The following is a 24,942-nucleotide window of genomic DNA, read 5'->3' as shown; positions in this document are numbered from 1 at the left end:
ACATTCAGTTTAAAAAGGCGCTCATGCAAACAATCATTAAAAAATGGGGTAACAGCCCAGCCTTACGGTTGAATACGGCCGTCATGAAGTCTGCCCATCTCAATATTGATCAACTCGTCTCTGTAAAAGTCCAAAAAGGCCGTATTGTTATTGAGCCAATCACGCAGTTAGAGTATCAGCTTCATGATCTACTCGCGGGAATGACGCCAAAAAACAGTCATCATGAGATTGACTTTGGTAAATCGGTCGGAAAAGAGTTGCTTTAATGGTGAAGGCTTATGTCCCTGATGCAGGAGACATCGTTTGGCTGGAATTCAATCCGCAAGCTGGTCACGAACAAGCTGGTCGTCGCCCTGCCTTGGTGATAACTCCTGAGCTTTACAATAAAAAAACCAATCTTATGATTTGCTGCCCGCTCACCACACAAATTAAAGGGTATCCTTTTGAAGTGTTAATAGAGATGGACGGTATTGACTCCGCAATTCTTTCTGATCAATTGAAGTCCTTAGATTGGAAGGTGAGAAAGGCAAAGTTCAAAAACAAAGTGAGTGCATTCACGCTATCAGAAGTGAGAAGCAAGGCAAAAGCTTTGTTATTAATCTCCTAAATATGACTAGCTCAAAAGCCCCACAAAGCACCTCGGACACTAAAGCTGAGCTACCTGTTCTCATTATTGGAGCAGGTTTAGCAGGCTTAACCGTTGCGCTCCACCTAGCTGAAACCCAGCCCGTCATCATCATGGCCAAGCGGGGTCTTGGGGAGGCAGCAACCGCTTGGGCTCAAGGTGGCATTGTTGGTGTGGTCGATAAAGAGCATGACAGTATTGATTCTCATGTGGCAGATACCTTAAATGCGGGTGCGGGTTTAGTCGTCGAGTCCACTGCGCGCTATATTGCCGAAGAAAGTGCTGAAGCGATTCGTTGGTTGGTGGAGCAAGGCGTTCCTTTTACTGCTGATAAAAATGGTCCGATGGGATTGCATCTGACTCGAGAAGGTGGGCACAGTCACCGTCGCATTGCGCATGCTGCAGATGCTACTGGTAAAGCTATTCATGAGGTTTTACTCGATAAAGCACGTGCTCATCACAATATTGAATTACGAGAGCATTGGATTGCACTCGATCTCATTACCAATCGACAGTTAGATGCAAAAACAAAGCGCAACAAACCCAACCGTTGTTACGGTGTATATGCCCTCGATATTAAAAATAATCGTGTTGAAACTATTGAAGCTAAATCCGTGGTGTTGGCTACTGGCGGAGTTGGTAAGGTATACCGCTACACCAGTAATCCAGATACCGCTACGGGTGATGGCATTGCCATGGCTTGGCGTGCAGGCTGCCGGGTTGGCAATATGGAATTTATTCAGTTTCATCCGACATGCTTGTATCACCCAAGTGATCGCACCTTCTTAATTACGGAAGCGATGCGCGGTGAGGGAGGCTTATTGAAGTTACCTGATGGCACCCGCTTTATGCCTGAGCATGATGAGCGTCATGAGTTAGCGCCGCGCGATATCGTAGCCCGAGCTATCGACTTTGAAATGAAAAAGCATGGCATTGATTACGTCCACCTAGATGCCACGCATTTGGGTGAGGCGTTTATCAAGGAACATTTTCCGATGATCTATGCACGCTGTATGACCTTGGGCTTAGATATTACAAAAGAGCCTATCCCAGTAGTGCCTGCAGCACACTATGCCTGTGGGGGCGTAGTGACAGATCTTAAAGGGCATACCGATTTACCAGGACTGTATGCAGTAGGCGAAGCCACCTACACCGGCCTTCATGGTGCCAATCGTTTGGCTAGCAATTCATTACTAGAGTGCATTGTGATTGGTAAGGCCGCTGCTCAAGATATTGGAAGTATCAAAATACCTGCTATGCCAAAGCTACCGCTCTGGGATGAGAGTCAAGTAGAAGATGCCGATGAGCAAGTGGTCATCGCCCATAACTGGGATGAATTACGATCTCTGATGTGGAATTATGTAGGCATTGTGAGAACCAACCGACGCCTTGAACGCGCACTACATCGTATTAAGTTGCTGAGATATGAGGTGCAAGAGTATTACGCAAACTTCAAAGTGAGCAGAGATTTAATTGAGCTCAGAAATCTCTTAGAGTGTGCAGAGCTGATTGTGCGCTCCGCCCTAATGCGTCGAGAGAGCAGGGGACTACACTACAGCCGAGATTACCCTGGAACATGGGCAGTGTCGTATCCGACCATCCTGACCCCGCAGGCTGAGGGTACTTCTGAAAGCCCAGAAACCTAATCTGGCTCTAAGTTATCGGTATCAAGTCTAGAGCTCAATATTTCTTTTGTGTTCTTAATGGGTAGGCGCCCAATCCCTCTTTTGATAAGAGTGTCTCCAATATAAAGATGAGCATCCCTAAACCATGCCTCATCAGCTTCAGGCGCATCATCTGGGTCAACCCATTCATGGGTTTCATTAGGTTGATTCATGTCAGACTTTTTTATAACTTGGTACAGCATGAAAACTGAGCCCGAGAGCATGCATCACGCGAAGAATGGTGTCAAAACCTGGGCTGTGGTCACCCGAGAGGGCTTTGTATAAACTTTCTCTTGAAAGCCCTGCATCTTTTGCAACCTGAGTCATGCCCTTGGCTCTAGCAATATCACCAAGTGCTTTTGTAATAAATGCTGGATCTCCATTGGATTCTTCAATACATGCCTCTAAATACGCAGCCATTTCTTGCGGAGTACGAAGATGATCCGCAACATCATATGGGGTAGTGATTGTTTTTTTCATTGTATTTATAAGTTTTTTGCTAAACGTTGAGCAAACTTAATATCCTTATTTTGCGAGTCTTTATCGCCACCAATTAAAAGAATGATGATTATTTTCCCCTGCTTCGTGAAGTAAACACGGTAGCCTGGCCCAAAATCAATTTTCATTTCAAAGACTTTTTCTCCAACCGACTTGCTGTCACCTGCATTTCCTTCACTTATTCTTTTTATTCTTGCCTGAATTTTTGCTCTTGCTGTTAAGTCGAAAAGGCTGTCAAGCCAGGCACTAAAGTCAGCTGTTTTCCTGATTTCTATCATACCCTATTGTATCCTTCTGGATACAATTATTATGATTATGGTTAATTAAACCGACTTGCAAAGAGGTTTTGTGGGCGAATGTGACTACATAAATATTCCCAATCTGCTTATCCAAGCAGATACCCATAATGCATTGTCGACTACAATGTTATAGCACTGAGTGCAATAGTTTATTATTTTGACCATGAAAATAGTCATGAAAACTAAAACTTTTGATCGTTGGGCTAAGAAAATAATTTCTACTAGTTCGCTTTGTAATGCTGCAAGGGAAATAGAGCAAGGACTCTATGAGGCCGATCTAGGGGGTGGAGTTTGTAAAAAAAGAATCCCGCTACGAGGGCAGGGCAAGAGTGGAAGTATCCGCACTATTGTGGCGAAGAAAAATAAGGATGCCATTATTTTCATCGTTGGACGTGAAAAAAGTGGTTCAGGATCGGACTTCACAAATGCAGAGCAAGAGGCGGCTGGAATTGTTGCAAGATCTTTTGAAAGGGTCGATATATTTAAGTTACGAGAACTGGTTATTTCTGGAACATTGCGGGAGTTAGATTGCTATGCGTAAAAAATTATTAACGGAAGAAAATCGAGTGCTAGATGAGCTGTTAGAGATCGCAATGGACTTGGATCAACATGGCCTTCTAACAAAGCATGATTTAGTAAAGATGAAGGCTCTTTGTATAGAAAAGCCACCTGTATTCACCTCAAAAAAAGTAGCCGATCTTCGAATTCATCAGGCAAAAATGAGTCAATCCATTTTTGCTGCCTTACTCAATGTGAGCGTTTCAACAGTTCAAAAATGGGAGGCCACGGGCTCCGGAAAACATCCAAGTGGAGCAGCGGCAAAGTTACTTCAAATTATTGAAATGAAGGGTATTCAGGCTATTCTTTTATAAATTTTTGAGGGATTACTTGATGCGCATCGAAAAATCTACTGCACAAACATCTTTGGTTAATTTACCAAGAGAAATCCGATCAACTCCTGTTGTAGCAATCTCACGCATTTGATCCAGATTAATTCCGCCTGATGCTTCCAGTAGGGCTCTGCCATTAGTAAGAGCGACTGCCTGCTTCATTTGCTCGGTGGTGAAGTTATCAATCAAAATACTCTTAGCGTCCGCTGCCAACGCTTCTTCTAGTTCAGTCAGGTTTTCTACCTCAATCTGAATATCTACCCCAGCATTGAGTGCTACTGCATTCTGGAGGGCGGCAGTAATGCTGCCAGCAGCCGCAATATGATTTTCTTTAATCAGAATGCCATGCCATAGGGCAAGCCGTTGGTTCTGACCGCCTCCAATACGCACTGCGTATTTTTGTGCCTGACGTAAACCGGGGATGGTTTTACGGGTATCTAATACGGCGCAGCCTTGAGGATTAGGGCTCACACCAGCAATGGCATCGACGTGTTGGCGAGTAATACTAGCCGTCCAAGAAAGCGTTTGCAGAAAATTAATGCAAGGGCGTTCAGCAGACAGTAATGCTCTGGAATTCGCAGAAATGTCACAGACCACACTGTCGGTCTTCATCATGTCGCCTTCTTGGTAATGCCAGGTAATAGCAGCCAAGGGATCTAAGGTCTTTAGTGTTTCCTCAAACCAATCTACGCCACACAGCACAGCAGCTTGTCGCACCATCAATTGGGCCTGAACGGTTTTACTGGGTACCAGTTGCGCCGTCCAGTCATGCATTCCCACATCTTCCATCAGCGCATCATGAATATTGCGTTGACGTGCTTGCGCTACCGTTTCATTGAAGCCAAACATTAAGCGGCGCCAATGTTTTTCACAAATCCATGCTGAGCTTGAGCAATTAAATCAGGATGATTTTTCGTGAAATCCAACATGCGATCTATACAGCCGAGTGCTTTATTCCGTATCGCTTCCTCAATAAAGATTTCACCAGAAGTATTTTCTAAGCAATTCAAAATACCTTGCAAGCCATTCATGGCCATCCATGGACAGTGCGCACAACTCTTGCAGGTCGCACTATTGCCAGCAGTGGGCGCTTCTATCAAGATCTTGTGTGGCGCTAACTGGCGCATACGATGCAAGATGCCCTTATCCGTAGCCACAATATATTCGGTAGCCGAGCCTTCTACTACGGCTTTAATCATGGCCGAAGTAGAGCCCACCACATCTGCTAGATCCACAACGCCCTTAGGAGATTCTGGATGAACCAATACCATTGCGCCTGGATGCGCGGCGATCAACATTTCGAGTTCAACGGCTTTAAATTCATCATGGACGATACAAGCGCCATTCCAGAGCAGCATATCGGCGCCCGTTTGCTCCTGAATATAGCGACCTAAGTGGCGATCGGGTGCCCAAAGAATTTTTTTACCCTTAAGCTTGAGTTGCTGCACGATCGCCAAAGCGCAAGAGCTGGTCACCATCCAATCTGCTTGGGCTTTCACTGCTGCACTCGTGTTGGCATATACCACCACAACGCGGTCAGGATGAAGTGCTCTAAAAGCAGCAAAGTCAGTGGCATCGCAACCCAGATCTAAGGAGCAGGTCGCATCCAAGTCCGGCATAAAAACACGTTTCTCAGGACTGACAATTTTGGCTGACTCGCCCATAAAACGCACGCCCGCCACAATCAAATTCTTGGCGGAATGATTTTTCCCAAAACGAGCCATTTCTAATGAGTCAGAAACAAAGCCACCCGTTTCTACTGCCAAATCTTGAATATCGCCATCGACGTAATAATGGGCCACTAAAGCCGCATCCTTGGCAATCAATAATTCTTTGATACGGGCTATGACCTGTGCTTTTTCAATGGCAACTAAAGGAGGGGGAGTTTTAGCCCAGGCCTGGGCCGTAAAGGTAGCTCCAGCCGCATTTTGCTGGGGGTAATCAAAGGAAATAGGGGCGCTAGCAGTCGAATCCACATGCAATTCTACATGCCAATAAGCTGGTTTGTTGCATAGCTGGCAACTTTTGGTTTATGGGAAATTACTCTTAAAACAGCATTAAACCCCTAATTAGGCTGCTTACCACCATATTATGAGATTTACCCTGAATCTTAGGAAGTTTTATTGCAACGCAACAAATAATCCTTGATTTGTTAAAAATGGCATCTTACAATGGTGCATTGCAATAAATTAACAATCTTCTTAAATTAAGGATAAATCATGTTCCAGAATCAATTAAACGATCAACTCGTACAAGCTCAAACTAAATCTGTTGAGACAGCCAAGCATTTAGCTCAAGTCGCTGTTCAAAGCGCACAAGAGTTGGCTGAGATCAACCAAGCGATTGCTAAAGATGTCGTTGCTGCTGCTCAAGACAGTGCTACTCAATTAATGGCTGTTAAGGATCCACAGCAATTAGCCAAGTTAGCTCAGCCAGAAACAGCACAAGAAGCGGCTAAATATGCTGCTGCTTACCAAGCTAAAGTAAGTAAAGTTATTCGTAAGAGTAATAAAGAAGTTGCTGAAGTAGTTGATGCTTCTATCGATGACGCACGTGCTGATTTGGTAAAGATGGTTAAAGAAGCTACTAAGACAGCTCCTGCTGGATCTGAGGCATTTGTATCTGCATTCAAATCTATGTTTGATGCTTCTATTCAGCAGTTTGACCAAGTACGCGCTTCTGCAGCTGATGCATTTGCTAGTTTTGAAAAGAGTGTTGACGAAGCTATGTCAAATGCTCAAGGTCAATACGCTGTTGCAAAGCCAGCTACTAAAGGCCGTAAATCTGCTTAATTCGCTTTATTAAGTATCAGGTACCAAGTACTTCACAACAAAGCCGCCTTCGGGCGGCTTTGTTATTTGCTTATCTGCGCAACGCCATATAGGTAATAATAAGCACTATGGCTATCAAACAATTTAACGCGACTTATATTCCTCAGGATGACCGCATCTTTTTTCGTTTTAATACGGACGAAGATACCGAGTTTCGTTTCTGGTTAACGCGCAGGGTGACCCTGTTCATCTTGGCAGCCACTCAGCATCTGATGGTCAAGCAATTAGAGCAAGGACATTCACCAGAAGCAGCTAAAGCTATTGCCCAATTTGCTAAAGAGGCTGTCCAAAGTACGATTAAAAAAGAAAATACCCCAGCCCCTCAAGGGGCGGCAGAAGTGTATCAATCAGCAAGTCAGTTTCCAATAGGCGCTGAAGCTTTATTGGTCACAGAGGCAAAATGCTCTATTCATCAGGTAGAACAGCAAGATGAACTGTCGCTAGACTTAATGCTGCCCGGTGGCGGCAACTTGAATATCAAGATGGCAGGACCCACATTACAAGCTATGGGCTTATTGCTAGATCAAATCCGAGAATTTGCAGGATGGGGAGGCATTCCTGCAGTGATTGAAAATCATGCTCCTGAGTCTGCACCACAGTCTGTAAGTAAAACCTTACTGCATTAATACTGTTAGTGAAGGTGACTTGTTAGAGGCCCCTGTGTTCTAGACACTTCAGTGAATCATGGGTGCCAATTCATTACGCTTGCTAGTAAGCTAAATACTGGGCCAAAAATTGCTTACAGTAGCAGTTAAATACAGCATCTAAATATATAATGATGTGAGTATTAGCCCTAAGATCTAGTTTTTATTTAAGTAGCAATATCAACAAGTCATCAACATTTACACCTTACTATTGGAGGGTATTCATGAAGCCATCTCTTGCTTTGCAATCACATCGTGCGGCAATTAGAGCAGTTGTTGAGAGTCATCGCGCCTCAAATGCGCGTGTATTTGGCTCTGTGCTTCATGGTGATGACCAAGAAGGCAGTGACTTAGATATATTAATAGATCCCAGCTCGGAGACAACTTTATTCGATATTGGTGCTATTCGACATGAGTTACTAAAACTATTGGGCGTTCCTGTGGATGTGCTAACTCCAAATGCCTTGCCTGATAAGTTTCGTGCAGAAGTCATTGCAGAAGCTCGTCCAATATGACCCGTGATCAACAGAGGCTAGGAGACTTTCTGGCCCATATTTTAGAGGCGATTGAGCGTATTAAAGAATATGTTGCAGACGTGGATGAGCTGACGTTCATTAAGAGCAAACTGATTCAGGATGCGGTGATTCGTAACTTTGAAATCATTGGGGAAGCAAGCAACAATATAGAAAAATACTTTTCAGAGTTTGCTGCATCTCATCCAGAGTTACCCCTTTCATCCGCTTATCAAATGCGCAATTCCATATCGCATGGATACTTCAAAGTAGATTTAGAAATTGTTTGGAAGACTATTCATAATGAGCTTCCAAGTCTATACAAGCATGTAAAAGCAGCATTGATTAAAAAAGTGCAGTAGATACATCTGTCCTCACAGCGCTTCATATGTGCAAAGGTGGGTACAAGATGCCCATAGCCGCTGCGGCGCACAAGGGCTAGAGCCAAGTTTTCCCCGAGTCGGGCAAGAGCACTAATGACTTCTTAGGCAAGGATCTCTAGAACTGAGGATGATTTCAACCTACATATACTTTATCAAAAATGCATTAATTGAGAAACTATATGTTGTTTTATTGAAATAAATGAGGACTTTGTGCCTAAAAAGGCAGCTTCGCATCTGGTTTAGCAGCCAGTACGGCAAGCTTAAATTCTTCTTGAATTCGCGTAATTGCTGCTTCGTTATCCGCCTCAAAGCGCATCACCACTACCGGGGTAGTGTTCGATGGTCTGGCCAGACCAAAGCCATCGGCATATTCCACTCTTACGCCATCAATCGTATTAATGGCTTCACTAGTCGGAAACTTGGCATGGGCTTTAATGGATTCCAAAATAGTAAAGGGTTCTCCTTCAGCGCAAGCGATCTGTAATTCTGGGGTGCACAGCGCATTGGGTAAATCATTGAGCGTTTGGTTAGGATCAGTTTCTTTACTCAGAATTTCTAGAAGACGCGCCCCTGTATATAAACCATCATCAAATCCAAACCAGCGGTCTTTAAAGAATATATGGCCACTCATTTCTCCGGCGAGTGGGGCGCCCGTTTCTTTCAACTTGGCTTTGACTAAAGAATGACCCGTTTTCCACATCAGCGGTTCGCCACCGTGCTGCTTTACAAAGGTGGCTAAATTACGCGTGCATTTGACGTCATAAATGATCTGGCCACCAGGATGACGCGACAGCACATCTTTAGCAAACAGCATCATTTGACGGTCTGGGAAGATAACCTGACCATCTTTAGTCACTACACCTAGGCGATCAGCATCACCATCAAAGGCAAGACCAAGTTCGTTGTCACTAGTCTGCAGATTTTTAATGAGATCTTGTAGGTTTTCTAAATGCGCAGGGTCTGGATGGTGGTTGGGGAAGGTGCCGTCGACTTCACAAAAGAGCTCTTGCACTTCACAGCCCAAAGCTCTGAAGAGCTGGCCAGCAAAAGCACCACCTACACCATTGCCGCAGTCCACCACAATCTTCATCGGACGAGCGAGTTTCACATCACCAACAATATACGCTAGATACATCGGGAAAATATCAAAGGTAGTTCTGCTTCCTTGACCAGTTGCAAATTGCTTTACCTCTATACGTTTACGCAAACTCTGTATTTGCTCGCCGTAAATAGCAGACGTGCCCAATACCATTTTGAAGCCGTTGTAGTTCGGTGGATTATGACTACCCGTAATCATGATTCCAGATTGGGGTTTTTTTCCACGGATAGTATGGTTCGCAGCAAAGTACACCATGGGTGTAGCGACCATCCCTAAATCAATTACATTAATTCCGGTTGAAAGTAGACCTTCAGTGAGCGCTTCAGTCAAGCTAGGACCTGAGAGGCGGCCATCCCGACCAATCACAATATCAGTCTCACCAAGCTCGCGCATCTCACTACCAAATGCTTGACCAATCAGTTTCGCAATAGAAGGATCGAGCGTCTCATCAATGATGCCGCGGATGTCATAGGCCTTAAATATAGAGGGTGATAGTTGCATTGCAGATCCTTAGTGCAGGAGATTGAAAAACAGAAAACGAATTATTTTTTTAATGCTGTTGTATTGAGAAAGATAATTCTTGCGGCCGTAATCACATCAATATGTTCGCTTGCTTGGACGTCTTGTGCATGACTGGCGAGCGCTTTTTCAATGGGCTTGGCCAATACTTTGCCGTATTCCACGCCGGGTTGATCAAAGCTATTGATATTCCAGAGTGCACCAAGGGTAGCGGCTCTGTTTTCATAGAGTGCGAGGAGGGCGCCAAGATAAAACGCATTGAGCTCTGGTAGTAGCAATAAATTACTAGGACGCTTACCAGGGTACACATCATTTGGATTACTAGCTTCTTTGCCATTAGCTAAAGCTTGAGCTTGTGCTAAACAGTTTGATAACAAAATACGGTGGTGTGCTACCGCCTCAGGCCGATCACTCATGGGTTCGCGCACGGCAATGAAGTCAATCGGAATAATCTCAGGGCCCTGGTGAAAGAGTTGAAAGTAGGAATGTTGTGCATTACTGCCAGCACTACCAAAGACTACTGGCGAGGAATGCTTGACGGGCTTACCATCACGATCTACGGATTTTCCGTTACTTTCCATATCGAGCTGCTGCAACCATTTCGGAAACCAATCTAAGGCATCAGCATACGGAATAGCGGCATATGCCTTGACATCGTTCTGCTCTTGCTGATAGAGCAGGGTAAGCGCCATGATGACGGGCAGGTTTTGTTCTAGCGGCGTATTTTTAAAATGCAGGTCCATAGCATGGGCACCTGCCAAGAAATCTTTAAATGTATCAAAGCCATATTGCAAAGCAATGGGTAGACCCACTGCAGACCACACTGAGTAACGACCGCCTACCCAATCCCAGAAAGGGTAAATATGTTCTTGGCTAATACCAAATGTTGTTGCAGCAGAAATATTGGCCGTGACCGCAAATAAAGAATTCGTTATTTGACTCGGAGTACAGCCACTATCTAGTAGCCACTTGGCTACTGCCTTGGCATTCATGGCGGTTTCAAGGGTGGTAAATGACTTAGAAACGATAATGACGCGGGTGCTGTGGGGATTCGCTTTTGCCAGAATTCGTGCAGATTCTGCGGTATCAATGTTAGCTAAAAAATGCATCCGCATGCCACGGCTATGAATGCCCGGCACATGCGCTAAAGCTTCGATTGCAAGGCGTGGCCCAAAATCAGAACCACCAATACCAATGTGAATCACATCCGTTACGCCAACCCACTGATTGCAGAGTGCTTCGATGCGATGCCAGACATCTACTACTGCGGGCATGACATCTTGTCCTTGAATGAAGACAGGGATTTTAGAGAGATTGCGTAACGCCGAATGGAGCGCCGGGCGATCTTCACTTTTGTTAATATGCTTACCAGCAAACATGTCCTCGATGAACTGCGCTAATTTGGCTGACCGTGCCTGATTAAAGAGCGTCTTCCAGTCGGCTGCATCAATCCCCTGATAAGCCGTATCCAGCACAATATTGACAGCACTGTGAGCATTATTCGGAGTTTGCGAATAAGAATGGGACGGGGCAGAGTTCGGGCTTGAAAGCATTTTTAAATTTTATCAAGAATAAGCCATTGCCCCTTCTAAAATAGGGTAAATGGTACGATTTAAGTATATTAGGACTACAAGGTGGGGTAGATGGAGCAGGTAGATTGCGTAGTAATTGGTGCCGGAGTAGTGGGTTTGGCGGTTGCCCGAGAAATGGCCCTACAAGGTCGAGAGACAATTCTGCTTGAGCGCGAAGACGCTTTTGGCACTATTAGCAGTGCGCGCAATAGCGAAGTGATTCATGCAGGTATTTATTACCCTAAGGATTCGCTCAAAGCGAAGTTGTGCGTAGAAGGCAATCGACTCCTATATGAGTACTGCCGCAGTCATCAAGTCGCTACCCAGCCCTACGGTAAATTGATTGTCGCTGCTGATGAGACTCAGTTAGATGATTTGCAGGCTATTTTATATAAGGCTCAAAATAATCAAGTACCCGCAATCAAGATGATCAGCGGTGCACAGGCAAAATCTCTTGAGCCACAACTGCAATGCGCAGCAGCACTGCTCTCAGCTACTACGGGGATTGTCGATAGTCATGGCTATATGTTGTCATTATTGGGCGGCTTTGAAGATGCCGGCGGCATGATTGCCTACCAGTCACCGCTACTAAGGGCAAAGCCCTTGGGAGTCAATGCACAAGATGGATTTGAGCTGGAGATTGGCGGTGCTGATGGTATGAATATTCATACTCAGTTATTGATTAATTGTGCGGGCATGAGTGCGCCAGCAATGGCACAAAAAATTGAAGGTCTTGAACAGGAGAAAATTCCGAAGGCATACTTTGCCAAAGGCAATTACTTTTCTCTTTCAGGTAAGTCTCCGTTTAGTCACTTGATCTACCCCATTCCAGAATCTGGCGGGCTTGGAGTGCATCTGACTTTAGATATGGCTGGCCAAGCCAAGTTTGGTCCTGATGTGGAATGGCTCGATATCGATCACGAGGCGCAAATCGATTACAGAGTCGACCCCAAACGGGGTGAAGGATTTTATGAAGCAGTGCGACGCTACTGGCCTGGCCTAAGAGATGGCACGCTTCAGCCTGATTATTCTGGGGTGAGGGCCAAAATTGTGGCTCCGAATATGCCTGCAGGAGACTTTGTATTTAATGGCCCAGAGCAGCATCAGCTCCAAGGATTATTTAATCTCTATGGTTTTGAGTCACCTGGGCTTACTTCCAGCATAGCAATTGCTCAGTATTTAGAGCGTTTGATTAAAGCACGATAAATTTGATGGGTTTGCGATGTAGTCTTTGACTGCGTTTTGGCAAAATGAGCTTTCCCTTTGCCTGTGCTGATATCAGTAGGGACTTAAGTGATGGTGTATTTTTATCTTTCATTTCAAGCTACTCCTTGGTATTAATGAATAGTCGGGGACCTTAAAAGCAGTTTCGAAAAAGCGGTACCCTACATTGACATTCAGTAGATTATTCGAACGTTCGCCGCTTTACTTATTGGTCGGCTGAGATCCTCTAGATACCACTAGTTACAGCATCCATTGCAGACAAAATTTCACTTGATTGACTTTTTGCCGAGCCAATCTTTCGTTTTAAGATTTTTTTATCCAAGGGTGCAGCCTCATGAGGCATCAACATCAATTTCTTCCCGTCAATATTGATCAAAGGGCAAAGCCTACGTGGGATTTTTTCTATACTTAATTTAGTTATAGATATAGGTATCACCATTCGTGTTGCTAACAAGCTTAATAAGTTGCTTTGAATATCAATGACAAACGGATATACATCTCGCATTCTTGGGCTAGGATTTTCAAAGACATCAAACTGCATCTACCAAGTCCTCATATCATCACACCAAAGCCCGTGACGCTCAAAGCGGGCATTTTGCTCATCTATCCAATACTTGTAATCAGATTCAAATTGCTTTTTTTTCTGATCACGATTGACATCAGCTGCCAGTAGGGCATCAAACTGCTGGGCAGACATGATGACAGTATCAATTCGTCCATCCTTTTGTACGAACACAGGTTCTGTTTTAGCGCTAGCACAGATGGCTCCGAAGCGGTTTTTCGCTTCTGTTGCGGTTACTTGCATGGTGACTCCAATTCAATAAACTTTAGCTATTTTAGCTAAAGATTTAGGTTTTAGCAACACTTGGGTGGAAAAGAATTACACAACCAGCTTAGGTGATTGAGCGTATTTTTTCTTTACTAAGCCAGCGATGTCAAAGGCAATAAGACATGCTAAAAATCGCCTTCAAAGTAATCCGTAAAGAGCTTTTGGGTACTACGCTTCTGAATTCCTTATAATCGGACTCTCAATACGCAAAGGAAGAGTGGCAGAGCGGTTGAATGCACCAGTCTTGAAAACTGGCGAGGATGAAAGTCCTCCGTGAGTTCGAATCTCACCTCTTCCGCCATTATTGCCCTGTAAGCCCCGCCAGTCGGGGCTTTATATTTTTTAGGGTTCTGTACCCACCGTTCTACCCACCACCAAAACATGGCAACCAAATATTGTCTGCCTTCTTCGCCTCTGAGTCGATGCACCTCTTTGGAAAGAGGTCTCTAGAAAGATCTTCTCTATGGGGGATTAGTCTTTGGCTAGAGTTTTGATTAACTCGGGACTGCAAATATCGTCAATGTGTCTAAAAGCCCGAGAGATTCCTTCGATTTGATCCGCAGGAATTCCAAGCTCTTCAAAATATATCTTCCACTGTCTAGTTACTCGCCATACGCGATCGATAACAGAGCTTGCTTGCTGTGCAGATAGCCCAAAGCGCTCTTTGGCGGCATAGGCGTTATCTAAGGTGGCTAGCTTGCCTTGAGGACCAACGCCTAGATGTTGATAGCGCTCACTTGCAATGACTGCATGCGGCATAACATCATAGAGAGGACTTAGGCTCCAGCCTTTAAGCTCCTGATTCCATAAAAATGCATGGTTACGCAGATGATCATCATCATTGCTGACAAAAAGATTAAAGATCATGCGAGCATATAGTTCTCCAACATCAGATTTAACTGTTTGAACTAAACAATATCTGCGTATGGCATCGGCAATATCCATATAACTTTTTGTATTGGATTCCGATTCATGGCAAGCAACTAGGGTGAGGGCGCTAACGACATGATGTCGAAACTCTGCTGGGCGAGCCGAAGTGGTCCAAGAGCGATCAAAACGTTTGACCATCAATACATTTTTCTTGCCGACTTGCTCTAATTGAGTTTGAGCCACATTAAGGCCGGCTAATTCTGCAAGTTTGAGCGTGGCATATTCAATGCTCGGCACATCTAAAGTTCCGTCATTGTTGCCCGGGAACTTAGCCATCCATAAAATGTTTTGATCATCGCGTACGCTTGCCTTCGGGCGCATGCCTCCAAGGCCACTACCCACAATTAAGATTTTGGATAGCGCTTCCGATACTGGCAAGCCAGCTTCAACTTTTTGTGCGCCTTCTAGTACGTAAGAGAGGTTGTGAATACTTTCATGCGCGGGACGCTCTTCTTGTTCTAATGATGCTCGAATATCCAAAGCCCCAATTCGGTCACTGCCAGCTTCCAATAGGTAAGCCGACTCTGGCAGGCTGTTGGCTGGAACTTTAAGCCTAGCTTCAATAACTCTTCTTCCCCACGAATCAGGGGCGGCATCCCGAATTCCACCAAAAGTCTCTAGGCCGTTTGGAGGAATGAGGCGCTTACCTTTAATCTCGCTTTTATTCTTAAGGCTAAGGGCGACAGGATCAACTTCCTGCGCGTTGCCCCTATCTAAGTAGCGTAAGCCATAAGCAAATGAGGAGGCAATGAGTCTTGAGCCTTCTTCATCTACTTGCAGTTGTCCTGCTGGTATAAATTCACCATCAAGATTGGCAAAGACAAATAGATCTTTAGCGGTATTTACCATCAGAAATCCAGCGCTTTCATTTCAGATGCACTTAAATCACGGACGCGTTGAGGGCGCGAGCGACGCTCCAAAGCAATCATTGCAGGATCAGTACCGCTTAAGAGTTGCAATAAGGTCACGCCTGGGGCGATTGCATCTAAGTAGCGTAGCATCGCGCCAATAGCAACGCCAGGATCGCCTTTCTCAATGCGCTGGGCTGTTGCGCGAGATAAGCCCGCACGAATAGCAGCTTCGCTTTGGCGAACCTGACGCGCAAGACGCAAGGAAACGAGGCATTGCGCTATTTCAGCGGATTGGCCAAGTTGTTTTGATGCTAGGGTTAGCTGTTGATCTACGCGCATAGATGCTTTATGCATTTTGTTAGATAGGGGCTATTAATATACCTATTTATATGCCATTGGTCAATAAAAATGACTCATAAATAAGTCTTTAAGTAGTTTAATGATCTATTTATGAGTCATTAATTGATTTAAGCAGTAGGGATAGAGGGGGCTTAAAAGCGGGGCTTATTTGAGTCTTTGATGTGCGTTTGATAGTTTCTTGCCAAAATTTTGATTCTGTCCTCACTAACTAGCTGGATAAAAAAAGGCCGCCAGTCCATATGAACTGGCGGCCTTTTTGAAACATTAAAGATTACTTCTTGGCAGCGGGGGCACTCACAACAGCTGCGATGGCTTCTGCGTAGACCACTTTAACTTGATCATTTACAGCGATATCTTTCAATAGCTCAGGGTTTTTGACCTTCACGTTGAAAATATTTCCTTGAGGACCTTTCAGAGAAACTACTTTCTTGGCTTTATCAACGGCAATCACATTGGCTACAGCAGTCACAATATTAGTAGTGACCATACCAGGCTTATCACCCTTGGGTGCAGTAACTGTTTTGGTAGTGACTTCTTCACTTCGGATGCCAGCACTTTTGACTTTAACCAATTCAATTGCTACAGCCATTTCATATACGACGTCAAAACGATCGCCAACTTTAATTTGAGCAAAGTTCTTCACTTCTGGACCTGCAACAACGGAGGTTTCACCGTCTTTATTTTTCAGGGTAACCGTACGTGTTGCCGCATCAATTTTGGTAACAACGCCGTCATAAATTAAGGCAGTTTCTTCTGCCATAACGCCAGCAACAGGCTTGGCCGGCTGAGCACTAGCAAAATTTGCACTAAGGCCAAGAGTGGCTATGAGTGCAGTAGCGATAATAGTTTTTTCCATGTTAAGTCAATCTTTCAAGGTATCAATGAGACTTCCCGATATGGGGTTCTCTTAAAGGGTTAAGGCTAAAAACATTGATATTTAGCACTTGTGGAGATTTTATAACTTTTCAACCATTTATGAGTGTTTTTCACTAAGGGCGCTAGAGTCTCTATGGTAGAAGGACTGAAGGTCAGATGACTATCAATCCATACTGTATCAGCCCCTTTTTACGACTGTCGTTGTACGATATCGCACACGAAACACTTGATTGCCCTCTGTTTTTTCATTCTTGGCACTATTCAGTTGGGCTTGTTATTTGGTGTATTTCACTATTACCGATCCCGCAATCTGCTGCAAGTCAATCCGTACTGGTTGGGCTCATTAACAGTAAGTGTCATTGCGCTATTTACTTTCGTAGATTCAAACACGAAGTGCAACACGGTTTAAGGACTGCATAAACACTTCATTCGGGGTTTTAAATCCCAACCTCTTGCGAGGACGATTATTCAGTTTAGTTTCAATCACTCTAAGCTCCTTGTCTGTCACAGTAGATAGCGGTCTCTTTTTAGGGATGTATTGACGCAGCAGACCATTGAAGTTTTCATTGGATCCGCGTTGCCAACTCGCAAACGGATCTGCAAAGTAGGTGGTTGATTGCAGCGATTCATCAATTCGGGCATGCTCGGCAAATTCTTTTCCGTTGTCAAAAGTCAGTGTTTTAACTAGTCGGCTTAAGGGATTCATTTTGGTAATGATGGCATTACTGACAAGCTCTGAGGTTTTATTGTTCACTTTGCTTATTAAGGCATAACCACTCTTGCGCTCGACTAAGGTCACGATGGCTTGCTTATGGGCAGCGCCAATGACGGTATCGCCTTCCCAGTGGCCGATTTGGGATCTGGCTTCAATGTGCTGGGGACGCTCGCTGATGGGCCTTCTACCGACGATCTGACCCCTCCGGTCACGGCCACTGGCATAGCGCTTTTTGCGTTTCTTTTGGCAGCGCAGCTGCTGGTAAAGGCTGCCACCAGCGGCCTTATCGGCGTACACATGGCGGTAGATGGTTTCAATGCTAATACCAACTCTGATTGGCAATTTGGACGGGGCTCCATTGGTCCTTTAGGCGCTCCACAGCCTGATCCCAATCAGATGGGGTGATTTGGGCGGCATTACGAGAGCCTTGGGAACGTTCCTCTGCTAACAGGCAGGCTTGCCTGGGACGGTAACCCCGATTACCAGTATTGCGAGCAAGCTCTCGGCTAATGGTCGACTTATGTCGATCCAGGAGCTGGGCTATCTGGCTTTGGGTTTTTCCGTCTTTCATAAGGATATAAATCTGATATCGTTCAGTTTGGCTAAGGTGTTGATAGGTCATGGCTACTTTGACTTACCGGCCCCTAAGCTTTGGATACTAAAACATCCTTAGCCACTAGCCCTAGTTGTTCAAAGTTGCACTTCGTAGTTGAATTCACCATGATAAAAATGCTAATGCCTTGCCTGCAGAACCCTATTTATTTGTTCAATATATTTGTAAGTTAACGGGTAGTGGCAGATCTTCAGCAGGCATTCGCCGAGCGTTATGCGGACTGTCTGCTGTTCATAAACTTAATCGCTTTGAAGATCCCTCCAAAGATCCCGATGTAGCATTAGAGATGCGTAGGATGCATCGAAAGCTAGGCCGATCATCGAAACAAGCTGGTGGCATTAATGCCGATACTTTAGAAAAGTTGATATTAGCTACCGATAATTCAGTTAGAGGAATTCGGGATCGTGCCCTATTGCTAGTAGCATATGACACTTTATGTAGACGTAGCGAACTAGTATCGCTGCAAGTCAAGGATGTCAAAACAATTATTAAGAATGGTATTGAGACCTCATCTATTCTTCTGCGAAAAAGCAAAACAGATCAAGACTCCACAGGAAAGTGGTTACATTTAACGCAAAGAGCTCACATTGCACTAGTAGAGTGGATAAAGGGACTCCCTGAAAATCAGAAATTGCTATTTTGTGGGCTTAATCGTTCGCTAGATGTAAGCCCACAAATTGGAGCGGGCCAGATAAATCGAATCTATAAAAGGCTTGCTAAAAAAGCTGAGTTAGATGAATTAGTCATTAAGGGCATCAGTGGTCACTCTATGAGAGTAGGTGCAGCTCAAGATTTATTGAATTCAGGAGCTAGCATGCCAATCATCATGCAACGTGGAAGGTGGTCAAAAACCGATACGGTCATGAGGTATGTCGAGCACATTTAACCCTATTAAAGCCAAAACCATTAAGAGGCCAAATATCAAGAGTTACCAAGCACCTTAACCCTGATGGTCACTCATGGCGCAAGGTAGGGAGTAGACTGAGCTTACTTTAGGGAATATAAGCTGATGAATTTAATACTGCTTGGTGCAGGAGCGAGCCATGGCTCTGCGCCTCACTTCACACCTCCAATAGGGGCTAATTTATTCTTAGAACTTAGATGCTTTGACCCTCTTGGGTGGGGGGCATTACCACTCGATATTGCCGCTGATTTTGAGGTAGATTTTGAACAAGGAATTGACCTGTCCTGACATTTTCAGACCAAACTAATTTAGAGATAATGACTCCTCCTTGACTAAAAGGAGTAGTACATGAAGAGAGCCCGATTTACGGATGAGCAGATTGTTCGGATATTGCAAGAGGCCGATAAAGCACCAGTTGCAGAGGTGGCTAAACGCCATGGGGTGAGTGAGCCCTCGATTTATATCTGGCGGAAGAAGTTTGGCGATATGGGTACAGATGATGTGAAGCGCTTAAAGCTGTTAGAGCAAGAGAACAGTCGCCTTAAGAAGATCTTGGCAGAACGGGATCTGGAGATTGAGGTGATGAAGGAGATCACCGCAAAAAAGTGGTGAGCGTGCAAGCTCGATTAGAGCAAGCACGCTACGCAGTGGATCGCGGGATTAGCCAAAGAAGAGCCTGTGTGCTGTTGCAGGTAGCTAGGTCAGGCCTTGGGTATCAGCAAAGGATGCCGGTTAAAGACCAGCCTGTGATTGCTGCAATGCGTTCTTACTCTGAACAATATCCTCGCTATGGCGCCAGACGGATCCGAATCTTCTTGCGGCGAGACGGCATCGTATTAGGGCGAGATCGTGCTGCCCGTATATGGGCTGGCGCAGGCCTGCAAGTGCCCAAGAAGCGGACTCGTAAGCGCAAAGATCATATGGGCAGTCCAAACCGGCAACCCTTTGTAGCAAGGGCGCCCAATGAAGTCTGGGCATACGATTTTGTCTTTGATGCTTGTGCCAATGGTCAAAAGCTCAAGTGCTTAACCTTGATAGACGAGTTCACCAAGGAGAGTTTGTATATTGATGTAGCCGGCTCAATTAAAGGTAAGCGAGTGGTGCAGATATTAGAAGAAGTGATTGGGTAATCCTCCCCTAGGTTAACTTGATTTAAAAGTAGAATTTCTATGTAGTTTGATTTGAAGGAAATTCTATGAAGACCTCCCGATTTACCGAGAGCCAAATAATGGCCATTCTCAAGCAAGCCGAATCTGGCGTGCCAGCCCCAGAACTGTGCCGTGAGCACAATATTAGCGTTGCTAGCTTCTATAAATGGCGCTCTAAATACGGCGGCATGGATGCTTCTATGATGTCCCGCGTAAAGGAGTTAGAGCTTGAAAATGCCCGCCTAAAGAAGATGTACGCCGAAGTCCAACTCCAGGCAGATATCTTAAAGGAAGTTTTGCAAAAAAAGTAACTCGGCCATCTCGCCGCCGTGAGATGGCCAGCCAAGAAGTAAAAAGGGGTCGTATGAGCATCCGCTTAGCGTGCGATACCTTTGTCATTAGCCAGACCTGCTATCGCTATAGCCCTAAGCTGTCTTCTGACAATGCCCTTATTGCCGATTGGCTGATCCGTCTTACTCACAATCAACGCAACTGGGGCTTTGGTCTTTGCTTCTTATTTTTGCGTAACGTGAAGGGATTTACCTGGAACCACAAGCGGGTTTACCGGATTACGACCAAGGGAAGTCCCTTTAGGGATAAGGAACTAGAGCTTAATCTACGGATTAAACCCCATAAACGCTTAGTTCGGGAAAAGCCTTTACCCTTAGCTGTACCTCAAGGCATTAATGACACTTGGTCGATTGATTTTATGCATGACCAACTTCATGATGGCAGAACCATCCGCCTTTTTAATGTGATCGATGACTTTAATCGAGAGGCCTTAGCCATTGATATTGATTTTTCTATGCCCGCAGTACGAGTGATCCGGTCACTCGATCAGATCATTGAATGGCGTGGCAAGCCCTTAAAAATACGCTGTGATAATGGCCCCGAACTCGTAGGAAACATCCTGACTGCATGGGCTGCTAAACACCAAATTGAGATGAGTTATATCCAACCAGGTAAGCCACAGCAAAATGCTTATATTGAACGCTATAACCGCACCGTGAGATATGACTGGCTTAATCAATACCTCTTTGAATCGATTGATGAAGTACAAGACTTTGCAACCAAATGGATGTGGACCTACAATCACGAAAGACCCAATATGGGTTTAGGAGGAATTACTCCTAAACAAAAACTAGCACTTGCAGTACCAGCCTCTACTTTTAGCTTAGGTTAAAAAGGGGAGGATTACCATCCCATGTCAGCGAAATATGCAGTAGGGATATTAATTTGGATCTCAATATCTTTAATACGAGATTAAAGGGAGTTATAAATTTGAGAAAATCGAAGTAAAGTCTAAATTTTTAAAGCAATTCTAGCCATACGAGCTTCAATCTTGTCTTGTGCCCAAGGCGCAATATTAATGTACTCAATTTTTTGGTATGGATACTTGCGAATAGTGGCGGCATGCAAACCAATCAGCTGATTGGCAACAAGAACACCAGGTTCATCTAAAGTAACCGCATCTAAACCAATCTGGGTACTACCGCATAGAATTTTGAAGAGACCAGAATCTCTTGGATTGGGTAGCTCTTCGATAATGAAATACAAAACCCCCTCTTGATAGACGGGGCCTGAAAATGAATTTACAAAAAATTGCTTGAGCTCAGAAAGAAATTTATCAACTGACATAGTCCATCGCCATTTTAGAAATGCATCAAGATCATGGCACAAGAGTTAGCCTTAAATAGAATATTCATGGCTTAGACAATCCCCCCCCAATTCCAATCCTCTGAATCACCATTAGGCTGGTAGCCGGGGACTAACTTTATGAGCATGCTTCTAATCAACTTGCCATCACATGCATCCAAGGCGACATTAAGCTTTTCAAGCTCCTGTTGCAACTCATCCCATGATAAAAATTCTTCATGCGCTTTCATGATTTTAGGGTGATCTGTTGCCCCTGGGTTATCGCCAATGAGGAGCTCTTCGTAGAGCTTTTCTCCCGGGCGCAAACCAGTGACCTTAATTTCAATATCGCCATTAGGATGAGCATCATCCCTAACTAGTAGGCCTGTCAAATAAACCATCCGTACAGCCAAATCATAAATACGTACGGGCTCACCCATATTTAAGACAAAAACATCTCCTCCTTTAGCCATTGCACCAGCTTGAATGACTAACTGCGCCGCCTCGGGAATAGTCATGAAATAACGAGTTACCTCGGAATGCGTCAATGTAATGGGGCCGCCAGCCGCAATTTGAGCGCTAAACAGTGGTGCCACAGAACCAGAGGAGCCAAGCACATTACCAAATCGAACCATTGAAAAAGTGGTTAAGTGATCGCCCTTAAAAGAAATATCCGCCATTGCTTGCAATAGAAGCTCGGCAATACGCTTACTTGCCCCCATCACATTGGTAGGTCTAACCGCTTTATCGGTGCTCACCAGAATAAAGTGAGGTACGCCACACTCCAAGCTCACCTGTGCACAAGTGAAAGTTCCAAACACATTATTGCGAATGCCTTCCGCAGGATTTTGCTCCACCAAAGGAACATGCTTGTACGCAGCTGCATGAAAGACCGTAGTGGGTTGATGAGCTCTAAAAATCTTCATCAATAAATCGCTATCGCGCACTGAAGCCAAACAAGGTATTAGCTTTATTGACATTCCCGAAGGGGGTAAATTGACATCATCCCCAACTAGTACCGAATAATCATCCCTTAGCCCTATAAGGGCTCTCTTTAATTCCTCATAGATCAAATAAAGGGAATGCTCGCTACTATCAATCAGAATTAATGACTTAGGGGAGAACTTAATAATCTGGCGACATAGTTCACTCCCAATGGAGCCGCCAGCCCCAGTAACCAAAACAACTTGATTACGGATATTCTTTTCCAGCAAGTGAACTTGTGGCGGAACAACCTCCCGTCCAAGCAAGTCATTCATATCCAAATCATGCAAATCAGAAATTCTGACGCGACCAGAAGCTAAGTCGTTAAAGCCTGGCAGCGTTCGAACGCGAACCCCGCATCCATCTAAAGAGCCAATGATCTCACTTCTGCGCTGCTGGTTGGCCGAAGGAATGGCCAACAGCACATCCGTAATATCTAGGTGATGGATTAAATCTTGTAAACCCGTACCAGGGTATACAGAAATTCCATTAATGGTACTTTTATGGAATTGAGGGTCATCATCAATAAAACCTTTAACCACCATCTCTTTGTTGCTTGATAAGCCCGCCGCTAGTTGACGACCCGCAAAGCCAGCACCATAAATTAGCGCAATAGGTTGAGCCCGATGAAATGATTTTTGAACATTATTGATACCCCCCAACCAATAACGAACAAAATATCGACTTGCGCCAATTCCGATAAAAAGAAGGATTGGCTGGATGACCCCAATTGAACGAGGCACACCATCAATGCCAAGAAGTGTAAATACACAAAAAAATAAGAAGGTATAAGTGATAAATACACGCGCCATTGAAGCAAGCGCAGCTGAACCAACATATCTAAAAATAGCTCGATATAAGCCAAAAGAAATAAAAAGGGGAAATGAAAACCCAATCGCGACAATCAACACCATCCATTGATTGCCTTCAAAATAACCCCAATGATCCAATCGAAGTCCAAATGCAAACCAAACACTAAACCCACAAATAATGACATCAAAAATCATCACTAACCCACGCTTAATTGAGCGAGGCAAATTCAATAGGGATTGTTTGGTTGCGTTAATTGGCACACATTAATTATAAATTACATATCCAAATAAGAGAAATCTAGTTGCAACTGACCTGTCTGGTTTCTTCGGACCATTTTCATTTAGAAACATGGACTCCAGGGTTTAAGTTATTGCGCCATTCAGATACGAACTCTAGCGGGGTTTGATAATCCAAACTGGAGTGCGGTCTGATTAAATTGTAGTGCTTACGCCAAGTTTCAATAATCACCTTGGCATGTTGCCTGCTGTAAAACCAGTTCAAAGCTAAACATTCATCTCTGAACTTGCCATTAAAGCTCTCGTTAGTACCGTTTTGCCAAGGCTTGCCTGGTTCAATGTGTAGGTTATGTAGACCTTTGGCTACAGCCCATTCCAACAAGATAGTACTAATAAACTCCGGGCCGTTGTCACTTCGTAAAACTTTAGGGTAACCCCGCTTTGCAATCACTTCTTCTAATATCTGCACCACTCGCTTACCTTTAATTGAGCCGGCTACATCAATATACAAACTCTCCTTGGTGAACTCGTCTATCAAGGTTAAGCACTTGAGCTTTTGACCATTGGCACAAGCATCAAAGACAAAATCGTATGCCCAGACTTCATTGGGCGCTGTTGCTACAAAGGGTTGCCGGTTGGGACTGCCCATATGATCTTTGCGCTTGCGAGTTCGCTTCTTGGGCATTTGCAGGCCTGCACCAGCCCATATACGGGCAGCACGATCTCGCCCTAATACGATGCCGTCTCGCCGCAAGAAGATTCGGATCCGTCTGGCGCCATAGCGAGGATATTGTTCAGAGTAAGAACGCATTGCAGCAATCACAGGCTGGTCTTTAACCGGCATCCTTTGCTGATACCCAAGGCCTGACCTAGCTACCTGCAACAGCACACAGGCTCTTCTTTGGCTAATCCCGCGATCCACTGCGTAGCGTGCTTGCTCTAATCGAGCTTGCACGCTCACCACTTTTTTGCGGTGATCTCCTTCATCACCTCAATCTCCAGATCCCGTTCTGCCAAGATCTTCTTAAGGCGACTGTTCTCTTGCTCTAACAGCTTTAAGCGCTTCACATCATCTGTACCCATATCGCCAAACTTCTTCCGCCAGATATAAATCGAGGGCTCACTCACCCCATGGCGTTTAGCCACCTCTGCAACTGGTGCTTTATCGGCCTCTTGCAATATCCGAACAATCTGCTCATCCGTAAATCGGGCTCTCTTCATGTACTACTCCTTTTAGTCAAGGAGGAGTCATTATCTCTAAATTAGTTTGGTCTGAAAATGTCAGGACA

General features: G+C 44.7%; 28 protein-coding genes, 1 tRNA gene and 2 pseudogenes. 15 read left to right on the top strand and 16 right to left on the bottom strand.

Going from position 1 to position 24,942, the window contains the following annotated elements; genetic code table 11:
- The first annotated feature begins 23 nt into the window (after positions 1-23).
- From DCO16_RS01920 to nadB, 3 genes are read left to right on the top strand one after another with little or no spacing between them, the layout of a single operon-like run.
- Positions 24-266 (top strand): AbrB/MazE/SpoVT family DNA-binding domain-containing protein, encoded by a 243-nt coding sequence (locus tag DCO16_RS01920; RefSeq protein WP_173942097.1) that lies wholly within the window; start codon positions 24-26, stop codon positions 264-266.
- On the top strand, positions 266-607 hold the full coding sequence (gene mazF / locus DCO16_RS01915) for an endoribonuclease MazF (RefSeq protein ID WP_173942096.1): 342 nt from the start codon (positions 266-268) through the stop codon (positions 605-607). Before DCO16_RS01920 ends, mazF begins: the two co-directional genes overlap by 1 nt.
- A 2-nt stretch (positions 608-609) precedes the next feature.
- Entirely contained in the window at positions 610-2,271 is a 1,662-nt protein-coding gene (nadB, locus tag DCO16_RS01910; protein ID WP_173942095.1) for an L-aspartate oxidase, read from the top strand.
- Here nadB and DCO16_RS01905 read toward each other — a convergent pair.
- From DCO16_RS01905 to DCO16_RS01895, 3 genes are read right to left on the bottom strand one after another with little or no spacing between them, the layout of a single operon-like run.
- A complete protein-coding gene (locus tag DCO16_RS01905; protein WP_173942094.1) occupies positions 2,268-2,462 on the bottom strand; it encodes a hypothetical protein in 195 nt (64 codons plus the stop codon). The genes nadB and DCO16_RS01905 overlap by 4 nt on opposite strands.
- A gap of 1 nt (position 2,463) precedes the next feature.
- On the bottom strand, positions 2,464-2,769 hold the full coding sequence (locus DCO16_RS01900) for an addiction module antidote protein (protein ID WP_173942093.1): 306 nt from the start codon (positions 2,767-2,769) through the stop codon (positions 2,464-2,466).
- A 5-nt stretch (positions 2,770-2,774) separates the two neighbouring features.
- A complete protein-coding gene (locus DCO16_RS01895; protein ID WP_173942092.1) occupies positions 2,775-3,065 on the bottom strand; it encodes a type II toxin-antitoxin system RelE/ParE family toxin in 291 nt (96 codons plus the stop codon).
- Positions 3,066-3,261: 196 nt separating this feature from the next.
- On the opposite strand from DCO16_RS01895, the gene DCO16_RS01890 reads away from it, so the two are divergent.
- Positions 3,262-3,627, top strand: coding sequence for a type II toxin-antitoxin system RelE/ParE family toxin (locus DCO16_RS01890; RefSeq protein ID WP_254598073.1), 366 nt, complete (start codon positions 3,262-3,264; stop codon positions 3,625-3,627).
- Positions 3,620-3,958: a helix-turn-helix domain-containing protein gene (locus tag DCO16_RS01885; protein WP_173942090.1), complete on the top strand. Its 339-nt coding sequence runs from the start codon at positions 3,620-3,622 to the stop codon at positions 3,956-3,958. Before DCO16_RS01890 ends, DCO16_RS01885 begins: the two co-directional genes overlap by 8 nt.
- Positions 3,959-3,970: 12 nt before the next feature.
- Here DCO16_RS01885 and nadC read toward each other — a convergent pair whose 3' ends face one another.
- The gene (gene nadC / locus DCO16_RS01880) at positions 3,971-4,825 is read right to left on the bottom strand and encodes a carboxylating nicotinate-nucleotide diphosphorylase (protein ID WP_173942089.1); all 855 of its coding nucleotides are present in this window, start codon (positions 4,823-4,825) and stop codon (positions 3,971-3,973) included.
- A complete protein-coding gene (gene nadA / locus DCO16_RS01875) occupies positions 4,825-5,952 on the bottom strand; it encodes a quinolinate synthase NadA (RefSeq protein ID WP_173942088.1) in 1,128 nt (375 codons plus the stop codon). Before nadA ends, nadC begins: the two co-directional genes overlap by 1 nt.
- A gap of 243 nt (positions 5,953-6,195) precedes the next feature.
- On the opposite strand from nadA, the gene DCO16_RS01870 reads away from it, so the two are divergent.
- The 4 genes from DCO16_RS01870 (at position 6,196) to DCO16_RS01855 (ending at position 8,325) form a co-directional block, all read left to right on the top strand.
- Positions 6,196-6,768: a phasin family protein gene (locus DCO16_RS01870; protein ID WP_173942087.1), complete on the top strand. Its 573-nt coding sequence runs from the start codon at positions 6,196-6,198 to the stop codon at positions 6,766-6,768.
- A gap of 107 nt (positions 6,769-6,875) precedes the next feature.
- Entirely contained in the window at positions 6,876-7,433 is a 558-nt protein-coding gene (locus DCO16_RS01865; RefSeq protein ID WP_173942086.1) for a hypothetical protein, read from the top strand.
- A gap of 242 nt (positions 7,434-7,675) precedes the next feature.
- Positions 7,676-7,966: a nucleotidyltransferase family protein gene (locus DCO16_RS01860; RefSeq protein ID WP_173942085.1), complete on the top strand. Its 291-nt coding sequence runs from the start codon at positions 7,676-7,678 to the stop codon at positions 7,964-7,966.
- Positions 7,963-8,325 carry a HepT-like ribonuclease domain-containing protein gene (locus DCO16_RS01855; RefSeq protein WP_173942084.1) on the top strand — a complete coding sequence of 121 codons (363 nt, stop codon included), beginning with the start codon at positions 7,963-7,965 and terminating at the stop codon, positions 8,323-8,325. Before DCO16_RS01860 ends, DCO16_RS01855 begins: the two co-directional genes overlap by 4 nt.
- Before the next feature lie 235 nt (positions 8,326-8,560).
- Here the strand turns inward: DCO16_RS01855 and DCO16_RS01850 are convergent, their stop codons facing one another.
- Together DCO16_RS01850 and pgi are read right to left on the bottom strand one after the other, a co-directional pair.
- Positions 8,561-9,946, bottom strand: a complete 1,386-nt coding sequence (locus tag DCO16_RS01850; protein WP_173942083.1) for a phosphomannomutase/phosphoglucomutase — start codon at positions 9,944-9,946, stop codon at positions 8,561-8,563.
- 41 nt (positions 9,947-9,987) lie between these two features.
- Positions 9,988-11,517, bottom strand: coding sequence for a glucose-6-phosphate isomerase (gene pgi / locus DCO16_RS01845; protein ID WP_173942082.1), 1,530 nt, complete (start codon positions 11,515-11,517; stop codon positions 9,988-9,990).
- Positions 11,518-11,607: 90 nt separating this feature from the next.
- On the opposite strand from pgi, the gene DCO16_RS01840 reads away from it, so the two are divergent.
- The gene (locus DCO16_RS01840; protein ID WP_173942081.1) at positions 11,608-12,741 is read left to right on the top strand and encodes an NAD(P)/FAD-dependent oxidoreductase; all 1,134 of its coding nucleotides are present in this window, start codon (positions 11,608-11,610) and stop codon (positions 12,739-12,741) included.
- 244 nt (positions 12,742-12,985) lie between these two features.
- On the opposite strand, the gene DCO16_RS01835 is transcribed toward DCO16_RS01840, so the two are convergent.
- Both DCO16_RS01835 and DCO16_RS01830 read right to left on the bottom strand, forming a co-directional pair.
- Positions 12,986-13,300 carry a CcdB family protein gene (locus DCO16_RS01835; protein WP_173942080.1) on the bottom strand — a complete coding sequence of 105 codons (315 nt, stop codon included), beginning with the start codon at positions 13,298-13,300 and terminating at the stop codon, positions 12,986-12,988.
- On the bottom strand, positions 13,301-13,564 hold the full coding sequence (locus DCO16_RS01830) for a type II toxin-antitoxin system Phd/YefM family antitoxin (protein WP_100380323.1): 264 nt from the start codon (positions 13,562-13,564) through the stop codon (positions 13,301-13,303). It lies immediately after the preceding gene.
- A 235-nt stretch (positions 13,565-13,799) separates the two neighbouring features.
- On the opposite strand from DCO16_RS01830, the gene DCO16_RS01825 reads away from it, so the two are divergent.
- A tRNA-Ser gene (locus DCO16_RS01825) sits at positions 13,800-13,889 on the top strand.
- A gap of 170 nt (positions 13,890-14,059) precedes the next feature.
- On the opposite strand, the gene DCO16_RS01820 is transcribed toward DCO16_RS01825, so the two are convergent.
- The 4 genes and pseudogenes from DCO16_RS01820 to DCO16_RS01805 all read right to left on the bottom strand — a co-directional run bounded on the left by DCO16_RS01820 (position 14,060) and on the right by DCO16_RS01805 (position 17,942).
- A complete protein-coding gene (locus DCO16_RS01820; protein WP_173942079.1) occupies positions 14,060-15,367 on the bottom strand; it encodes a type II toxin-antitoxin system HipA family toxin in 1,308 nt (435 codons plus the stop codon).
- Positions 15,367-15,723 carry a helix-turn-helix domain-containing protein gene (locus tag DCO16_RS01815; RefSeq protein WP_254598072.1) on the bottom strand — a complete coding sequence of 119 codons (357 nt, stop codon included), beginning with the start codon at positions 15,721-15,723 and terminating at the stop codon, positions 15,367-15,369. The genes DCO16_RS01820 and DCO16_RS01815 overlap by 1 nt, the downstream gene beginning before the upstream one ends.
- A gap of 277 nt (positions 15,724-16,000) precedes the next feature.
- The gene (locus tag DCO16_RS01810) at positions 16,001-16,585 is read right to left on the bottom strand and encodes a hypothetical protein (protein WP_173942078.1); all 585 of its coding nucleotides are present in this window, start codon (positions 16,583-16,585) and stop codon (positions 16,001-16,003) included.
- 402 nt (positions 16,586-16,987) lie between these two features.
- A pseudogene (locus DCO16_RS01805) lies at positions 16,988-17,942 on the bottom strand (IS30 family transposase).
- A gap of 118 nt (positions 17,943-18,060) precedes the next feature.
- On the opposite strand from DCO16_RS01805, the gene DCO16_RS01800 reads away from it, so the two are divergent.
- The 4 genes and pseudogenes from DCO16_RS01800 (at position 18,061) to DCO16_RS01780 (ending at position 21,168) form a co-directional block, all read left to right on the top strand.
- Positions 18,061-18,819: a tyrosine-type recombinase/integrase gene (locus tag DCO16_RS01800; protein WP_173942077.1), complete on the top strand. Its 759-nt coding sequence runs from the start codon at positions 18,061-18,063 to the stop codon at positions 18,817-18,819.
- 123 nt (positions 18,820-18,942) lie between these two features.
- On the top strand, positions 18,943-19,125 hold the full coding sequence (locus tag DCO16_RS01795) for a hypothetical protein (RefSeq protein ID WP_173942076.1): 183 nt from the start codon (positions 18,943-18,945) through the stop codon (positions 19,123-19,125).
- 60 nt (positions 19,126-19,185) lie between these two features.
- Positions 19,186-19,961 (top strand): annotated as a pseudogene (locus DCO16_RS11235) (IS3 family transposase); the annotation flags it as partial.
- 71 nt (positions 19,962-20,032) lie between these two features.
- A protein-coding gene (locus DCO16_RS01780) for an IS3 family transposase (protein ID WP_173942073.1) occupies positions 20,033-21,168 on the top strand; the annotation gives its coding sequence in 2 pieces (ribosomal slippage) (positions 20,033-20,279 and positions 20,279-21,168; 1,137 coding nt in all).
- Between the two features lie 119 nt (positions 21,169-21,287).
- Here the strand turns inward: DCO16_RS01780 and DCO16_RS01775 are convergent.
- The 3 genes from DCO16_RS01775 to DCO16_RS01765 form a co-directional block, all read right to left on the bottom strand.
- Positions 21,288-21,623, bottom strand: a complete 336-nt coding sequence (locus DCO16_RS01775) for a hypothetical protein (RefSeq protein WP_173942072.1) — start codon at positions 21,621-21,623, stop codon at positions 21,288-21,290.
- 71 nt (positions 21,624-21,694) lie between these two features.
- On the bottom strand, positions 21,695-23,641 hold the full coding sequence (locus DCO16_RS01770) for a polysaccharide biosynthesis protein (RefSeq protein WP_254598071.1): 1,947 nt from the start codon (positions 23,639-23,641) through the stop codon (positions 21,695-21,697).
- A gap of 112 nt (positions 23,642-23,753) precedes the next feature.
- Positions 23,754-24,874 (bottom strand): IS3 family transposase gene (locus tag DCO16_RS01765; RefSeq protein ID WP_173942071.1). Its coding sequence is split into 2 segments (ribosomal slippage): positions 23,754-24,625 and positions 24,625-24,874, totalling 1,122 coding nucleotides; the frame shifts between segments, so codons are not numbered across the junction.
- Positions 24,875-24,942 lie beyond the last annotated feature (68 nt).

The organism is Polynucleobacter antarcticus (assembly GCF_013307245.1).
Classification (GTDB): domain Bacteria; phylum Pseudomonadota; class Gammaproteobacteria; order Burkholderiales; family Burkholderiaceae; genus Polynucleobacter; species Polynucleobacter antarcticus.
The sequence above is the reverse complement of the archived record's forward strand: the minus strand, read 5'-3'. Positions and strand labels throughout refer to the sequence as shown.

Coding starts and splice junctions, on each gene's coding strand:
- DCO16_RS01920 (WP_173942097.1), top strand. CDS start 24: ATGCAAACAATCATTAAAAAATGGGGTAACAGCCCAGCCTTACGGTTG.
- mazF (WP_173942096.1), top strand. CDS start 266: ATGGTGAAGGCTTATGTCCCTGATGCAGGAGACATCGTTTGGCTGGAA.
- nadB (WP_173942095.1), top strand. CDS start 610: ATGACTAGCTCAAAAGCCCCACAAAGCACCTCGGACACTAAAGCTGAG.
- DCO16_RS01905 (WP_173942094.1), bottom strand. CDS start 2,462: ATGAATCAACCTAATGAAACCCATGAATGGGTTGACCCAGATGATGCG.
- DCO16_RS01900 (WP_173942093.1), bottom strand. CDS start 2,769: ATGAAAAAAACAATCACTACCCCATATGATGTTGCGGATCATCTTCGT.
- DCO16_RS01895 (WP_173942092.1), bottom strand. CDS start 3,065: ATGATAGAAATCAGGAAAACAGCTGACTTTAGTGCCTGGCTTGACAGC.
- DCO16_RS01890 (WP_254598073.1), top strand. CDS start 3,262: ATGAAAACTAAAACTTTTGATCGTTGGGCTAAGAAAATAATTTCTACT.
- DCO16_RS01885 (WP_173942090.1), top strand. CDS start 3,620: ATGCGTAAAAAATTATTAACGGAAGAAAATCGAGTGCTAGATGAGCTG.
- nadC (WP_173942089.1), bottom strand. CDS start 4,825: ATGTTTGGCTTCAATGAAACGGTAGCGCAAGCACGTCAACGCAATATT.
- DCO16_RS01870 (WP_173942087.1), top strand. CDS start 6,196: ATGTTCCAGAATCAATTAAACGATCAACTCGTACAAGCTCAAACTAAA.
- DCO16_RS01865 (WP_173942086.1), top strand. CDS start 6,876: ATGGCTATCAAACAATTTAACGCGACTTATATTCCTCAGGATGACCGC.
- DCO16_RS01860 (WP_173942085.1), top strand. CDS start 7,676: ATGAAGCCATCTCTTGCTTTGCAATCACATCGTGCGGCAATTAGAGCA.
- DCO16_RS01855 (WP_173942084.1), top strand. CDS start 7,963: ATGACCCGTGATCAACAGAGGCTAGGAGACTTTCTGGCCCATATTTTA.
- DCO16_RS01850 (WP_173942083.1), bottom strand. CDS start 9,946: ATGCAACTATCACCCTCTATATTTAAGGCCTATGACATCCGCGGCATC.
- pgi (WP_173942082.1), bottom strand. CDS start 11,517: ATGCTTTCAAGCCCGAACTCTGCCCCGTCCCATTCTTATTCGCAAACT.
- DCO16_RS01840 (WP_173942081.1), top strand. CDS start 11,608: ATGGAGCAGGTAGATTGCGTAGTAATTGGTGCCGGAGTAGTGGGTTTG.
- DCO16_RS01835 (WP_173942080.1), bottom strand. CDS start 13,300: ATGCAGTTTGATGTCTTTGAAAATCCTAGCCCAAGAATGCGAGATGTA.
- DCO16_RS01830 (WP_100380323.1), bottom strand. CDS start 13,564: ATGCAAGTAACCGCAACAGAAGCGAAAAACCGCTTCGGAGCCATCTGT.
- DCO16_RS01820 (WP_173942079.1), bottom strand. CDS start 15,367: ATGGTAAATACCGCTAAAGATCTATTTGTCTTTGCCAATCTTGATGGT.
- DCO16_RS01815 (WP_254598072.1), bottom strand. CDS start 15,723: ATGCATAAAGCATCTATGCGCGTAGATCAACAGCTAACCCTAGCATCA.
- DCO16_RS01810 (WP_173942078.1), bottom strand. CDS start 16,585: ATGGAAAAAACTATTATCGCTACTGCACTCATAGCCACTCTTGGCCTT.
- DCO16_RS01795 (WP_173942076.1), top strand. CDS start 18,943: ATGAATTTAATACTGCTTGGTGCAGGAGCGAGCCATGGCTCTGCGCCT.
- DCO16_RS01775 (WP_173942072.1), bottom strand. CDS start 21,623: ATGTCAGTTGATAAATTTCTTTCTGAGCTCAAGCAATTTTTTGTAAAT.